The organism is Aliiroseovarius subalbicans (assembly GCF_022678625.1).
GTDB lineage: Bacteria > Pseudomonadota > Alphaproteobacteria > Rhodobacterales > Rhodobacteraceae > Aliiroseovarius_A > Aliiroseovarius_A subalbicans.
In genome coordinates this window covers 1,106,489-1,119,818 of the sequence record NZ_JALBYQ010000001.1, presented here as the reverse complement: position 1 = coordinate 1,119,818, position 13,330 = coordinate 1,106,489, and the positions used below count along the sequence as shown (strand labels likewise).

11 protein-coding genes are annotated in these 13,330 nt (G+C 61.8%); 2 read left to right on the top strand and 9 right to left on the bottom strand.

Annotation, left to right across the window (positions count from 1 at the left end; all coding sequences use genetic code 11):
• Window positions 1–47: 47 nt before the first annotated feature.
• The 9 genes from MN188_RS05595 to MN188_RS05555 form a co-directional block, all read right to left on the bottom strand.
• A complete protein-coding gene (locus MN188_RS05595) occupies window positions 48–377 on the bottom strand; it encodes a hypothetical protein (protein WP_242106600.1) in 330 nt (109 codons plus the stop codon).
• A 166-nt stretch (window positions 378–543) separates the two neighbouring features.
• Window positions 544–2,934, bottom strand: a complete 2,391-nt coding sequence (gene ppsA, locus MN188_RS05590) for a phosphoenolpyruvate synthase (protein WP_242106599.1) — start codon at window positions 2,932–2,934, stop codon at window positions 544–546.
• 109 nt (window positions 2,935–3,043) lie between these two features.
• Window positions 3,044–4,000, bottom strand: a complete 957-nt coding sequence (locus MN188_RS05585; RefSeq protein ID WP_242106598.1) for a phosphoadenosine phosphosulfate reductase — start codon at window positions 3,998–4,000, stop codon at window positions 3,044–3,046.
• Window positions 4,001–4,134: 134 nt separating this feature from the next.
• Window positions 4,135–5,181, bottom strand: a complete 1,047-nt coding sequence (locus MN188_RS05580; RefSeq protein WP_242106597.1) for a glycosyltransferase family 2 protein — start codon at window positions 5,179–5,181, stop codon at window positions 4,135–4,137.
• Window positions 5,181–7,526, bottom strand: coding sequence for a glycosyltransferase family 2 protein (locus MN188_RS05575; protein ID WP_242106596.1), 2,346 nt, complete (start codon window positions 7,524–7,526; stop codon window positions 5,181–5,183). The genes MN188_RS05580 and MN188_RS05575 overlap by 1 nt, the downstream gene beginning before the upstream one ends.
• On the bottom strand, window positions 7,526–8,152 hold the full coding sequence (locus tag MN188_RS05570) for a sulfotransferase (RefSeq protein WP_242106595.1): 627 nt from the start codon (window positions 8,150–8,152) through the stop codon (window positions 7,526–7,528). The genes MN188_RS05575 and MN188_RS05570 overlap by 1 nt, the downstream gene beginning before the upstream one ends.
• A 1-nt stretch (window position 8,153) precedes the next feature.
• The gene (locus MN188_RS05565; RefSeq protein WP_242106594.1) at window positions 8,154–9,176 is read right to left on the bottom strand and encodes a glycosyltransferase family 2 protein; all 1,023 of its coding nucleotides are present in this window, start codon (window positions 9,174–9,176) and stop codon (window positions 8,154–8,156) included.
• Between the two features lie 175 nt (window positions 9,177–9,351).
• A complete protein-coding gene (locus MN188_RS05560) occupies window positions 9,352–9,972 on the bottom strand; it encodes a LysE family translocator (protein WP_242106593.1) in 621 nt (206 codons plus the stop codon).
• Between the two features lie 56 nt (window positions 9,973–10,028).
• Window positions 10,029–11,063: an AbrB family transcriptional regulator gene (locus MN188_RS05555; protein WP_242106592.1), complete on the bottom strand. Its 1,035-nt coding sequence runs from the start codon at window positions 11,061–11,063 to the stop codon at window positions 10,029–10,031.
• 92 nt (window positions 11,064–11,155) lie between these two features.
• On the opposite strand from MN188_RS05555, the gene MN188_RS05550 reads away from it, so the two are divergent.
• Both MN188_RS05550 and MN188_RS05545 read left to right on the top strand, forming a co-directional pair.
• Window positions 11,156–12,064 carry an AAA family ATPase gene (locus tag MN188_RS05550; RefSeq protein WP_242106591.1) on the top strand — a complete coding sequence of 303 codons (909 nt, stop codon included), beginning with the start codon at window positions 11,156–11,158 and terminating at the stop codon, window positions 12,062–12,064.
• Window positions 12,061–13,311, top strand: a complete 1,251-nt coding sequence (locus tag MN188_RS05545; RefSeq protein ID WP_242106590.1) for a vWA domain-containing protein — start codon at window positions 12,061–12,063, stop codon at window positions 13,309–13,311. Before MN188_RS05550 ends, MN188_RS05545 begins: the two co-directional genes overlap by 4 nt.
• Window positions 13,312–13,330: the final 19 nt, after the last annotated feature.

Here is a 13,330-nt window from a genome sequence, read left to right as displayed (position 1 = left end):
GACCAGAGAAGAATCGTCGCGCCGCCGACGAAAAGGCGTCTTGCGCGCTAGTGACAGGGTTCGATCAGGTCTATGTCGTCCCCCCAGCCGTCCGAAAGACCAGGCAACGGGGTGTGAGCCATGACGGGCTGCACCTTCACCACGTCGGACACCCGATCCTTGTAGAATCGCGGATCCGACAGGATGACCTGCGGCAGGCGGGTCTTGTCGAAAACACGGGCGCGTTGCCGGCGGATGTCGACCCGGTGAAAAGGCCCCTCGCAGGCGGGCGCAGCTTCGGACAGGAAATAGCGCCTGAGTTCGGCCTCACGCGCCTTCAGCTGGCGCATCTCGGCGCGGATTTCCGCCAGTTCTTCGACCGGGTGTATGTTTCGCATCGAGGTCCCCCAGGCTGTCAGTGGTCAAGGTTCAGTCTATCCCTGACCACGCTAGGAGCATTTGGTTACCCGGCAGTAAACGTCACAGCGCCTCTGGGTCTATGCACACGAAAAGGGCCGATGATTGCGCACCGGCCCCTTTTGTTGATGCCTCTCCTAAAGAGGTCTATTTCTTCTTGGCCTCGGCCGCGGCGACATGTTCCTTCACCGCGATGAAGCTGTCGGGCGTGACCGAAATCGTGTCGATCTCGGCATCCACCAGAAGCTGTGCGAATTCAGGGTTGTTCGACGGCGCCTGCCCACACAGACCCACGTGGGAGCCATGCGCATGGGCCTTTTCGATCACCGTGCGGATCATCCAGGTCACCGCATCGTTCGATTCGTCGAACAAATCGGCCAGTTCACCCGAATCCCGGTCAACACCCAGCGTCAGCTGGGTCAGGTCATTCGACCCGATCGAGAAGCCGTCGAACCGGTCGGCGAAACGCTCGGCCAGAATCACGTTGGCGGGGATTTCGCACATGACATAGACCTCTAGGCCTTTCTCACCGCGCGACAGCCCGTTCTGGCCCATCACCTCCAACACCTTGTCCGCCTCGTCCAGCGAGCGACAGAAGGGGATCATGACGACGACGTTGTCAAAGCCCATTTCTTCGCGCAGCTTCTCGATCGCTTTGCATTCCAGCGCGAAGCCGGGGCTGTAGCTTTCGGAGTAATAGCGCGACGCACCACGGAAGCCGATCATCGGGTTTTCTTCGTGCGGTTCGAACTGACGCCCGCCCAGAAGGTCGGCGTATTCGTTCGTCTTGAAGTCCGACATGCGCACGATCACCGGTTTCGGATAGACAAGTGCGGCGATGCGGCTGAGGCCCATGGCAAGGTGTTCGACGAAGTAATCGGTCTTGTCGTCATAGCCCTTGGTCAGTTCCTCGATCTCGTCGCGGGCCGCCTGATCGCGCAGCTGATCGAAGTTGATCAGCGCCAGCGGGTGCACCTTGATCGCGTTGTTGATCACGAACTCCATACGCGCCAGACCGACGCCATCGACCGGCAGTTTCCACCACCGTGCGGCGGTGGAGGGGTTGGCCAAGTTCAGCATGATCTTGGTCTTGGTTTCCGGCACGTTGTCCAGACGCAGGTCCTCGACCTCATACTCGGCGATGCCGGCATAGATGATGCCTTCGTCACCTTCGGCGCAGGAGACCGTCACTTCCTGTTCGTCGTGCAGCAAGTGGGTCGCAGTGCCGGTGCCGACGATGGCTGGCACGCCCAGTTCACGGCTGACAATCGCCGCGTGCGAGGTGCGCCCGCCCGCGTCCGTGATGATGGCGCTGGCGCGTTTCATGATCGGCACCCAGTCCGGGTCGGTGGTGGAGGTTACGAGGATCGCGCCATCAACGAATTTGTCGATGTTCTTCACGTCCTCGATCAGGCAGATCTGTCCGGTCGCCACGGCAGCACCCACCGACAGACCTTTGAGCAGAACCTCACCGGCAGATTTCACCGTATAGGACTTCATCGCCCCCACATCCGCACGGCTTTGCACCGTTTCGGGGCGCGCCTGCACGATATAGAGCTTGCCGGTATCGCCGTCGCGGGCCCATTCCATGTCCATCGGGCAGCCGTAATGCTCCTCGATCGTCTTGGCCATGCGGGCCAGATCCAGGATTTCCGGGTCGGACAGGACAAACGACGCGCGCTCGGCCTTCGAGGTCGGCACGTTGCGAATGTCGCCCCCCTCCAGCCCGGCATAGATCATCTTCTTCTCTTTCGCGCCCAGCTTTTTCTCAAGGATCGGGTTGAGGTCGTGATTGTCCAGGAACGGTTTGTAGACCTGGTATTCGTCCGGCGTCACCGCGCCTTGCACGACGTTTTCACCCAGGCCCCAGGCGGCGTTGATCAGGACGGATTTGTCAAACCCGGTTTCGGTGTCGATCGAGAACATGACGCCCGAGCCACCGATGTCCGAGCGCACCATCAGCTGCACGCCAATCGACAGCGCCACGTCAAGGTGGTCGAAGCCCTGGATCGTGCGATAGGTGATGGCCCGGTCGGTGAACAGCGACGCATAGCAGCGCCGACAGGTATCCAACAGCGCCTTTTCCCCACGCACGTTCAGGAAGGTTTCCTGCTGACCGGCGAACGACGCGTCGGGCAGGTCCTCGGCGGTGGCAGACGACCGCACGGCGACCGAGGCCTCTGCATGGCCGGTGCGTTTGCCCAGCTCATGATAGGCCGCGATGATCGCGTCCCGGGTGTCGGCGGGAAATTCGCCTGCGGCAATCGCCTTGCGCACCTTTTTGCCGGCCTTGGCCAGCGTGATCTTTTCGGCCGCCAGATCCTCCATCGTCTTCTTGATCAGCTTGGTCAGCCCGTTGGCCTTGATGAAGGCACGGAAGGCGTCGGCGGTGGTGGCGTAGCCCGGTGGGACCTTGATGCCCAGCGGGTCCAGCTTAGCGACCATTTCGCCAAGGGACGAGTTTTTACCCCCGACAAGAGCGCCGTCTTCGCGGCGAAGGTCTTCGAACCAAATCAGGTGTTGAATGCCATTGGTCATGGTGCGCGTCCTTTCAGAAAACAAAAGAAGTTACGCCATGCTTTATCCGTTTGGTAAGATGTCCTCGTTGATCCACGTCAAGGATTTGCACAAGTCTCGCGAGGTGCGGTCAAAGGATCGGGGTGGTTTCAGAGGGAGTGCCCTCCAACTGCTGTTCGGCCAGTTCGCGGGCGCGGCGGAAGCGCGGCGCGTTCATGCGCGCGACGACCGAGTTCGACAGCATCTGCACCATGCGCGGGCGGTTCGCGTTCTGCATCCGCTCAAGCAGCGTGCGCAGGTACGGCATATGCGTGCGCCGCTGGCGATACAGCCGGTGGAACATGGGTGCATCCAGATTGCCTTGGGCCGCAGCACCAATCATGTCGGGCAGGGCACCCATCTGCCACAAGTCCGCTTCCAGCGTGTGGCCCAGGTTGGGGCAGCGCAGCCGGGTTACGTTCGACCGCTTAAACAGCGCCGCATGCATCGCATCCACCGGCACGGTGGGGTCGTAGATGATGAAGGCGCCCTCGGCTGCCTCGATCATATCGGGGGCATAGCCATACCGGTCCGTGAACGAGGTGCGGCGCATGGCGGGAAACCGTGTGTCCCATTCGGTCAGGGCCGGATCCAGCGTGGCTTGCGGTTGCAGCGCGATCACCGTCGCGCCGGGCGCCACGACCGAATAGGCCGCCGCTGCATAACCGCACATGCCGGTGCCATAGAAAACCACGCGGTCGAAATCTTCGAAGAATCCGTCATCTACCAGACGGTCGAAATACCCATATACGGATTTGTCACGAAACCAGCTGTCGTCATGGGCCAGCAGGCATAGGTTGGACCAGCCGTCCTCGGCCACCAGTTCCCAACCCATCGGTTCATGGCTTTCCGACCCCGTCCGGATCGCGTCGATGGTTTCGAACGTGACGATCAGGGTCGGCCCCTCGTCGGTCAGGATGGCCGCGTGGCGCTTGCCCAGCGGTTCGAAATACCCCCGCTCTTCACCCATGTCTTCGATTTGGGCCAACCAATCCGCGCGACTGGCTTCGGCCAGGTCAACAGGTACTGTCAGGACATCTTCCTGCATCTCATACTCCACATGCCTTTGCCCATCCCGGGGCAGGTCAGCGGATACCAATGTAATGCGGGCTCAATTGCGGGGGCAATGGGGCGAAACGGTGATAATTGGAAAACAGGTCGTTAACAGTTGACGGTTTGGCATCAATCACGCTGTTTGCCTCTGGATTGCTGCGCAAATGAAAACAGAAATCGCGCCCGGTCGATGGGAATCGGCTGGGCCGGGGGCGACATCAACAGCCGACCATAGAGCGCTCGGAAGGGTTCCTCCTGCATCAGTTGATGGAACCTGTCCTGACGCCATGTCACAGCCTGCGCGTGCAGCCGGGCCAGCGTCGGATCCGCCTTCAACCGCGCAAGCCGGTCATCGCGCAAACGGTCACATTGCCGGATCGAGCTGTCCTCGACGTTACACCAGTTGCGCTCGCTCCAATAATCCAGCCCCAGCTTGTCAGCACCATGCACCGCGCGGCCCCGATCGCGTTTCACGATATAGCTTTCCATCGCGCCAAGGGCATAGTGGTTCAGCTGCGCCAATGCGATGTTCGAACGCCCGAACGGGGAAAAGATCTGCTGGCGGCGAAACCGCGTCTCAAGCGCGCGTCCTTCGCCGTCGAACCAGCGGGTGGCGTCGGCCTTGCCATCCACCGGGCTGCGCGGGCGGTGCACGCCCAGTTTGCGATAGGCGCCGGTGTTGCGATACAGCGTCTTGAACATATGCGCGCGCCAGGGCCAGTACATCACGGCGGGTGCTGCGTGGGTGAAAACCTCGGTCACCGGGCGGTCTTCAAAGCGTTCGATACCGCAATTGCCAAACAGCCGCCAGGTCAGCGTGATCGCGTCCGCGTCGGGCAGGGTGGCAATCAAAGACGCCAGCGTATGGTCGCCGACGTGGATGTTCACGAATTCATCAATGTCCAGCGTCATCAGCCAGTCGGCGTTTTTCACCAGCGGATGCTTGTCCGCGATCTTCATCGCGGCCCATTGCACGCCGCCTTCATGGGGGCCGTCGTTGCGAAGGTGGGTCAGCTCGCCCAATGCCTCCAGGCGGTCCAGTATTGCGTCGGTCCCGTCATCGCAATCATTGGAAAACACAAGGAAATCCGTGAACCCGACGCCCCGGTGATGGGCCAGCCATTCCAGCAAAAACGCGCCTTCGTTGCGCACGCACAAGATGGCCGTCGCGCGCATCAGCTTTCCATGTCCAGCGCCAGCGAATAGGCCACGCGCTCCATCTCGGTCAGGTCGGTTTCCAGCGCCTGGGCATAGAGCTCCTGGAACTCCGGCATCGCATGCAGCTCGGCGGCTTTGGCCTTGTGCCAAGCCACCCCGGCCTCATGGATCGTACGCAGTTGTTGATCCTCCAACAGTCGCGCCAATTCCAGCTTGGTGCGCGGGATGTTGCGTTTGATCGTGACGTCCTTGTTGCCACCCCAATCCATCCGCACCCAGTAGTTGATGCCGATCGAGCGGTCCACATGCAGCGCGCGCCCGCGCTGACGCTTGATCAGGAAGCTTTCCGCCGAGCGCAGCGCATAGTGGTTCAGTTGAAGCAGGTCATAGCCGATCGTGCCCAGCGACGAGCGCCAGCCGCCTTCTTTCACCTCATCGCCCATCGGCTGACCGGAGCCGTTCACCCAATGCACCTTCTGCCGGTGCGTGTCGCGCAACTTGTTGGGCCGGTGGCAGGAAATCTTCTCATAGGCGCCGATGTTCTTCATCATCGTCTTGAAGCCCCAGACCGTGTGCGGTTTCGGGCAGTATTTCGGCGCGGCCTGGTCGAATTGTTCGATCACCAGCTCGTCTTCGAACTTCGTCACATCGTTGTGGCCGAACAGACGCCAGGTCATCGCGACATTGGTGGCATCGGGGATACGCTCCAGGAAATCCTCCAGCGTGCCGTTGCCACAGCGCACGTTCATGAATTCATCCACGTCAATATGGATCACCCATTCGGCGTTCAGGATCACGTCTTCCTTCAGCGATTGGTTCAGCGCGTATTGCTGGGGCGAATTACCCTTCCAATTGTCGTTGTTGCGGTGCTGCAGCACGCCCAGCTCTTGCAACCGGTCCAGAAGTTCGCTGGTCCCGTCGGTGCAATCGTTGGTGTAGATGATGAAATTGTCGACACCGATCGCGCGGTGAAAGGCGACCCATTCCAGAATATATGGCGCTTCGTTCTTCATGCAGCCGACGATGACGTTGCCCGAATTTCCCTTGGGCAGGTCGCGCATCGGCACCTCGGAGAAGGCAGCGGCCAGCTCTTCCTCGTTCACCCGGCCAATCCGGTTGTGCGGCGCGAAACGCCCGCCTTTCAGCTCGTGAAAGTTTTCCTTGGCGCGGTCGGACATCAGTCGTTCCGCCGTGGCGGTCAGGCCGGAGTTTGTCGTGCTTTCTTCGTCATGTTGCTGGGCCTTGATACCTTGGCGGGCGGCGCGGATGGCCTGACGGGTGATGATGTCGATCCGGGGTAGGAAGGCGGCCACATATTGGCTGGCGCGAAATCCTTTTTCCGGGTCTGCTTCACTCCAGGGCTTCTGCGCCCTGTCCCGTTTCAGACATTCAGCCGGCAGATCATGGGATTTAACCAGCGCTTTGTTGTCCTTTTCGAACATTTTCGAGAATTCGACCAAGGATCCGGGCTGCATCGCCTCGCCCGGTGTCGCAATCTCGCCGATGAAGCGGCGCCACAGCTGGCGTGGGATGATCCGGCCCTTGTGCAGAAGCTGCACCATAACCTTGTTCAACATCCGCGCACGGGTCAACCAGGCCGCTGCAGGCATCGCGGGCAGCCCCCCTTTGGCCGCCTTGCCGATGTTGGCCTTGATCGAAAAAGCGTCGCGAATTTCGTCGGTCAACCGTTCGGAGGCAAACAGATCGGCATCATAGGCCCGCAGCGCCACGCGGCCGTCGCCAAACGCCTCTTCCCAGGCGGTGACCAGGGCGGGATAGTCCAGCCAGAAGGGTGGGGCCTGAATTTCAGGGTGCCCCAGATGACGCGGATCGACCTCGTCCCAGTCTGCCAGTGCCGCGTCCCGCCAAGAGGCCGCGCCGAGCATAGAAAGCTCCTGATCCAAAGGTGACACCCGGCCCGAGAACACCGCCTCGGCATAATGGCGCGCCAGCACGCGGCCTTGTTCATCCACATGGGCGACGACGCGGATGTCATCGGACAGCGGCAACAGCAGTGCTTTCAGCCGCGCCAGTTCCGACGGGCGCGACAGGGTGCACAGCTGTGAGGCTGACAGGATCATCACATCCGGGTTGTGTTTCGCCACCTCGGCGGCCAAATCCCGCGCCACGTCTGCGCGCAGTTTTTCCTGTGCCGCCGGATCAGTGAAGCCGCGATTGGCGCGCAGCACGTCGACGCGGTCAGGGTCCGACACCGCCATATACAGCCGTGTGTGGTTTTTCCGCCCCGGCGTGCGGGGGTACAATACGCCCTTGTCGGACAGCTGGTCCCGCTTGTTGTCCAGCACCTCCTGAATGCGTGTTGCACCGCATTGCTCCAGGCCAATATGCAAATAGATGCGCATCAGGCGGCGCCCTCCTTCAACTCGTCAACAGGTGGGTTGGCATTGGCCACCCCCCACCAGGGCAGATCGCGCCCTAGGAATGCGCCGATTTTGCCCGGCGCCTCCGGGTCGTTGATGTCATAGGCCAGGAAATCCTCGGCCCCCTCGAATACTTTTTGGCAAAAGGCCACGTGCCCGGTGATCCAGCGCGTAAGGTCCGCGCGGGTTTTGCCAAACCCTTTCGGCAGCCCGGGGATATTGGTCATTGGCAGGCGCCGTGTGCCCATGTCGGACCAACGCATCATGCTGTCGGCCTGCGCCTCCGCGTCCCGGCTGGACAGCAGAAACAGCGCACCGGGATGGGTGTCGCGAATGGCCTGGATCAGGGCGAAATCGCATTGCGGCCAGAAATTACGTTTGTCGCGAACCACGTCGATTTCGGAAAAGGCGTCATAGTCGCCAAGGTATGTCAGCGGGTCGCCGGTTTCGAAATAGCCGCGATACATCAGCCCGCCAACAAAGCCCTTTTGCCCCGCGCCGCGCAACTTCCAGTCCGCCACGCGAAACCCTGCTTGGGTCAGCGCCTGCGCCAGCGTCGTGGTGCCCGATTTTGGGAACCCCAGGTTTATGACCTTCGGCGGCGCCATCTCAGGCGATCAACTCCAGCAAGGCCAGCTCGGCCGGGCTGAGTTTCGGGACGGATTTCAACTGCTTGCGCAGTGTGACATAATCCTCATCTGCCAAAAGCCGGTCCAGCGTGGCCTTGTGGGCCGCGACAGCTTCGGCGTGAAGATCGGCGATTTCCTTGTCCGCCATCAGCGCCTTCATCTCGGCCCTGAGACGCGGCAGATAGCGCTTGATCGAGGTGTCTTCCCACGCGTCATCATTGCGTTCACGCCAATAGGTGTCGTCGAAATCGCGGTTTTCGCGGTTCACGTCGCCGCGGTCGTTCTTGACCAGATAGCTGTCGAGCGAGCGCAGCGCATAATGGTTCAGTGTCGCGAAATTGCGCGCGCCCCCGGCGGGAAACTTGCGGATGCGCCGTTTGTTGGCCGCAGTTCGGTATTTCCACGGCACGTCGCGCCCGGATCCGTCGGTCCATTTCGGCCGCCTGTCCTTGGACAGCTTGTCTTTCATGAAGGGACGATGCGCGCCGTAGTATTTCACCGGAAAATCGTGCCGGATCAGTGTCTTGACCTCTTGCGCCGTTTGATCGCACCAGATGTCGGGATTGTGCGAGCGGGTGAACTGCTCGATCACCGGCTTGTCGACATAGTCGTCGATGTCGCAATTGGCGAAGAACTGGAACGTGATCGAGATTGCGTGCGGGTCGCCGCAGGCTTCGATCAGTTCGGGGATGGTGCCATTGCCGACGTGGATATTCAGAAACTCGTCCACATCCGCGATCCAGGTCCAGTCCGAGGCCAGCACCAGATCGTGCTTTTTCGCCGCCTTCAGTGCCTCCATCTGGTAATTGCGTCCCTGCGCCGGGTTGGGCAGGTGGGTGACGATGCCACGGTCCTGCAACGCGTCCAGAATCTTGTCGGTCGCATCTGTGCAATCGTTTGAATAGAAAAGGAAATCCGTGACGCCAAGAACGCGGTTGAAGGCGATCCACTCCAACAGGAAGGGACCTTCGTTCTTGACGCAGGTGACAGCGGTGATGCGCATCTTACGCCCCGCCCATTTGGTTCAAGGAACTCGCCATACGTCCGCCTGCTTTGGTAAGGGCCGGGTTTGTCCCGTGCTACCTCGTTTTTGTTGCGATAATATGTGTCAGTTTCCGCGACTTAGGTCAACTTTTGCGAAAATGGAAACCATCGGCTGTTGCAGCGGGGTCGCGGGGTTAGTTACGCGCCATCGTGGCGGTCAGCACGCCCATGGACACCAGCGCGCCGCCGCCGATCCGGGTCATCCAACGCAGCACGCCGGGGCGGCGAATGCGGCTGCGCAGGCGGTCAGCCAGCAGCGCATAGGCCAGCGCATTCACCCCGGCCAAACCGACGAAGGTCGCGATCAGGATGGCAAACTGCGGTGCCAGGGCTGCCTCGGGCCGGATGAACTGGGGCACGAAAGCGATGAAAAAGGCGATGCTTTTGGGGTTCAGGGCGGTCACCGCCGCGGCATGGGTGAAGATGGCGCCAACCGGCTTGTCCTCAGGCCTATTCAGATCGAACCGAACTGGCCCGGCGCGCAAAAGCGTCACGCCCAGATAGACAAGATAGACCGCCCCGACCCATTTCAGCACCGTGAACAGGGTGGCCGAGGCCAGCACGAGTGCGCCCAACCCGGCAAGCGAGGCGCTCATGGCGATGAAATCGCCCAGGGCCACGCCAAGCGCCATGCCCACGGCCACCCGACGCCCCTGGGTCAGGGCATAGGACAGGACCAACAACACCGTGGGTCCGGGGATCAGCAGGATCGCAAAACAGGCGGCGACGAAGGCAAGCCAGAGGTCGAAGGGCATGGTGTTTCCTTTTCAAGCCGTATGAGCATCGCCGTCCCAGGCACACGGTGCAAGCCCTAGCGTTTTGGCGCCACCCGGCGGGCCACGATCGGGGCGGCGATGATCACCGTGAAGATACGCAGCAGGTGGTGGGTAACGACAAAGCCCAGATCGGCCCCCGTAACGATGGCGATCACCACCATTTCCCCCTGACCGCCGGGCAGGAAGGACAAAAGCACGTCCAGGTCATCCGCCGGGCTGATCCAGGCCACGCCCAGGAAAAACAGGATAGAAATCACAGCAAGAAGTACTGAATAGGCAAGCCCTGCGCCGATATCGACTCGGATTTCCTTGGCGGTGATGCCCGCGTATTTCGCCCCCACGGCCAACCCGATGAAGAATTGTGCGGCCCAGATCATCTCGGCCGGGGGGCGGGTCTGGATTACGCCGCTTAGTGACAGGATCGTGGTCAGGATCATCGGCCCCAGGATCGACGCGCCAAAAAGCCCGGCGCGTTCGGCAAACTTCCAACCCGCGATACCCGAAACGGTCATCAGGGTGATCTGGACCCAGCCGACCTCGCTGGCCGGTTGCCCCGGCGCGGCGGTCAGGTCAACACCCCAGGCCAGGGTGATCAGGATCGGGGCGATCGTCACCAGCACCAGGATGCGAGTGGCGTGGATCAGGCTCATCGCACGCACGTCGCCACCGGCCTCTTCGCCGAAGATCAGCATGTCTTGCAGCCCGCCGGGCATGGCGGAATAGAACGAGGTCGCCGGATCGAAACCACAGACCCGGCGAAAGAACGGATAGCCTATCGCGCCGATAACCGCGATGAAGACGGGAATCAGGAGAAGCGTCGGGGCAAAACCTGGCAGCGCGGCAAGGGTGTCGGGGGTCAGGGACGCGCCGATGGCCACGCCCAGGATCGTGCGCATGACGATGCCCAGCGTGCCCATACCCTCCATAGGGGCACCGGCCAAGGCGACAAGCAGACAGCCCATCATTGGCCCCAGCAAGAAGGGGAGTGGCACGCCCAGCCAGGAAAATACCGCCGCGCCGATCCCGGCGGCGATCAGGGCGGTCAGACGGGGGCGGGTCACGGCGTGCATCCCCCCTCTTGGCCCGTGGGGTGACATTCTGCAAGTCGGGCTTGACCCGCCCGCCCGCGCCATGCCCCATTGCAACGGCAAAAGGAGGCCTCATGACCCAGATCCCAAATTCTATCGACGCCGTGCAGAAAATGCTTTCGGATCAAGACTATGTCTGTGGTCGCGCGCTGGGCACGGTGGTGTTTCTGGCGCTGACCCTGGGCCGGCCGCTGTTTTTGGAGGGCGAGGCGGGCGTGGGCAAGACCGAGATCGCCAAGGCACTGGCCGCCGGGCTGGGGCGCCGACTGATCCGGCTGCAATGCTACGAAGGGCTGGACGCGTCCTCGGCGGTGTATGAATGGAATTTCCCGGCGCAGATGGTGTCGATCCGCTCGGCCGAGGTGACCGAGGGCACGGACCGCGACACGCTGACGGACGAATTGTTTTCCGACCGGTTTCTGATCCGCCGCCCGCTGCTTGAGGCAATGAGCCCACAAGCCGGTGGTGCGCCGGTCCTGTTGATCGACGAACTTGACCGTACCGATGAGCCGTTCGAGGCGTTCCTGCTGGAAGCCTTGTCCGATTTCCAGGTCACGATCCCCGAATTGGGCACGGTGAAGGCGCCCGAGCCGCCGATCGTGATCCTGACCTCGAACCGCACGCGCGAGGTGCACGACGCGCTGAAACGGCGCTGCCTGTATCACTGGGTCGATTACCCGGATTTTGCCCGCGAGATGGAAATCCTGTCCGCCCGCGCGCCAGAGGCCAGCGAAAAGTTGAGCCGCGAAGTCATTGCCTTCGTTCAGAAATTGCGCACCGAGGATCTGTTCAAACGCCCCGGTGTGGCGGAAACGATCGATTGGGCGAAATGCCTATTGGCGCTGGATGTGATCGACCTGTCGCCGGATGTGATCGCCGACACGCTGGGCGCGATCCTGAAGTATCAGGACGACATTCAAAAGCTTCAGGGGTCCGAGGCGAAGCGCATTCTGGATGAGGTGCAGGGCGAGATCGGCGGATGACCGAGCTCCCGCCGTTTGAGCTGCCAGACAACCCGCGGCTGGCCGCGAACATCGCCCATTTTGCCCGTGCGCTCAGGGCGGCAGGGTTGCCGGTGGGGCCGGGCAAGGTGATCGAGGCGGTGCGGGCGATTGCCGCCACGGGCTTCAGCGAAAAAACTGATTTCTACTGGGCGCTGCATTCCGTATTCGTGTCGAAACCGGAACAACGCCGCGTGTTTGCCCAGGTCTTTCGCCTCTATTGGCGCGATCCACGATACCTGGAGCACATGATGGCCATGATGTTGCCCGCCGTGCGCGGGGTGCAGGAAGAACGCGCGGCGAAACCCGGTGAAAAGCGCGCTGCCGAGGCGCTTTTGGACGGGGTTGAGCGTGACGCGCCGGACCTGCCCGAGGGCGAGGGCACCGAGATCGAGATCGACGCGACCCTGACCATGTCCTCCGAGGAACGGCTGCGCTCATTGGACTTCGAACAGATGTCCAATGCGGAAATGGCCGAAGCCAAGCGCATGTTGGCGCGGTTGACCCTGCCGGTGAAACCGCTGCTGTCCCGTCGCAGCATGGCCCATCCGCAGGGCAGCGCGGTGGATTGGCGCCGCACCCTGCGGCAGGCGATGCGCACCGGCGGGGAGTTGCAGAATTTCGCGGTGAAGAAACAGCGCATCCGCTGGCCGAACCTGGTGGTCATCTGCGACATTTCCGGCTCGATGTCCGCCTATTCGCGGGCGGTTTTGCATTTCCTGCATGCGGTGGCGAACACTCAGGGCGCGGGCTGGGCCAAGGTGCATGGCTTCACGTTCGGCACCCGGCTGACAAACATCACCCGCCATCTGGCCACAAGGGATGTCGACGTGGCCCTGGCCGCCGCCGGGGCCGAGGCGCAGGACTGGGAGGGCGGCACACGGATCGGTGCCTGCCTGCACGAATTCAACCGCGACTGGTCGCGCCGGGTGCTGGGGCAGGGGGCGGTGGTTCTTTTGATCACCGACGGGCTGGACCGCGACGATCCCGACGAACTTGCGCGCGAGGTTGAGCGGCTGCAACTGTCGGCCCGCCGCCTGATCTGGCTGAACCCGCTGTTGCGCTGGGACGGGTTTGCCCCCAAAGCTGCCGGCATCCGCGCCATGTTGCCCCATGTCGACAGCTTTCGGGCCGGTCACAATATCGCGTCGCTGATGGATCTGGCCCAGGCGATTTCCCGACCTGACGATGCGGGCGAAAAAGCGCGGTTGATGTCATTGATCGAGTAGAACGGGATGAGCCTTTGCC

Excerpts from the sequence above, each read along its gene's own strand:
- MN188_RS05570 (WP_242106595.1), bottom strand. The coding sequence starts at position 8,152 with ATGGCGCCGCCGAAGGTCATAAACCTGGGGTTCCCAAAATCGGGCACC.
- MN188_RS05550 (WP_242106591.1), top strand. The coding sequence starts at position 11,156 with ATGACCCAGATCCCAAATTCTATCGACGCCGTGCAGAAAATGCTTTCG.
- MN188_RS05575 (WP_242106596.1), bottom strand. The coding sequence starts at position 7,526 with ATGCGCATCTATTTGCATATTGGCCTGGAGCAATGCGGTGCAACACGC.
- MN188_RS05595 (WP_242106600.1), bottom strand. The coding sequence starts at position 377 with ATGCGAAACATACACCCGGTCGAAGAACTGGCGGAAATCCGCGCCGAG.
- MN188_RS05560 (WP_242106593.1), bottom strand. The coding sequence starts at position 9,972 with ATGCCCTTCGACCTCTGGCTTGCCTTCGTCGCCGCCTGTTTTGCGATC.
- ppsA (WP_242106599.1), bottom strand. The coding sequence starts at position 2,934 with ATGACCAATGGCATTCAACACCTGATTTGGTTCGAAGACCTTCGCCGC.
- MN188_RS05545 (WP_242106590.1), top strand. The coding sequence starts at position 12,061 with ATGACCGAGCTCCCGCCGTTTGAGCTGCCAGACAACCCGCGGCTGGCC.
- MN188_RS05585 (WP_242106598.1), bottom strand. The coding sequence starts at position 4,000 with ATGCAGGAAGATGTCCTGACAGTACCTGTTGACCTGGCCGAAGCCAGT.
- MN188_RS05580 (WP_242106597.1), bottom strand. The coding sequence starts at position 5,181 with ATGCGCGCGACGGCCATCTTGTGCGTGCGCAACGAAGGCGCGTTTTTG.
- MN188_RS05555 (WP_242106592.1), bottom strand. The coding sequence starts at position 11,063 with ATGCACGCCGTGACCCGCCCCCGTCTGACCGCCCTGATCGCCGCCGGG.
- MN188_RS05565 (WP_242106594.1), bottom strand. The coding sequence starts at position 9,176 with ATGCGCATCACCGCTGTCACCTGCGTCAAGAACGAAGGTCCCTTCCTG.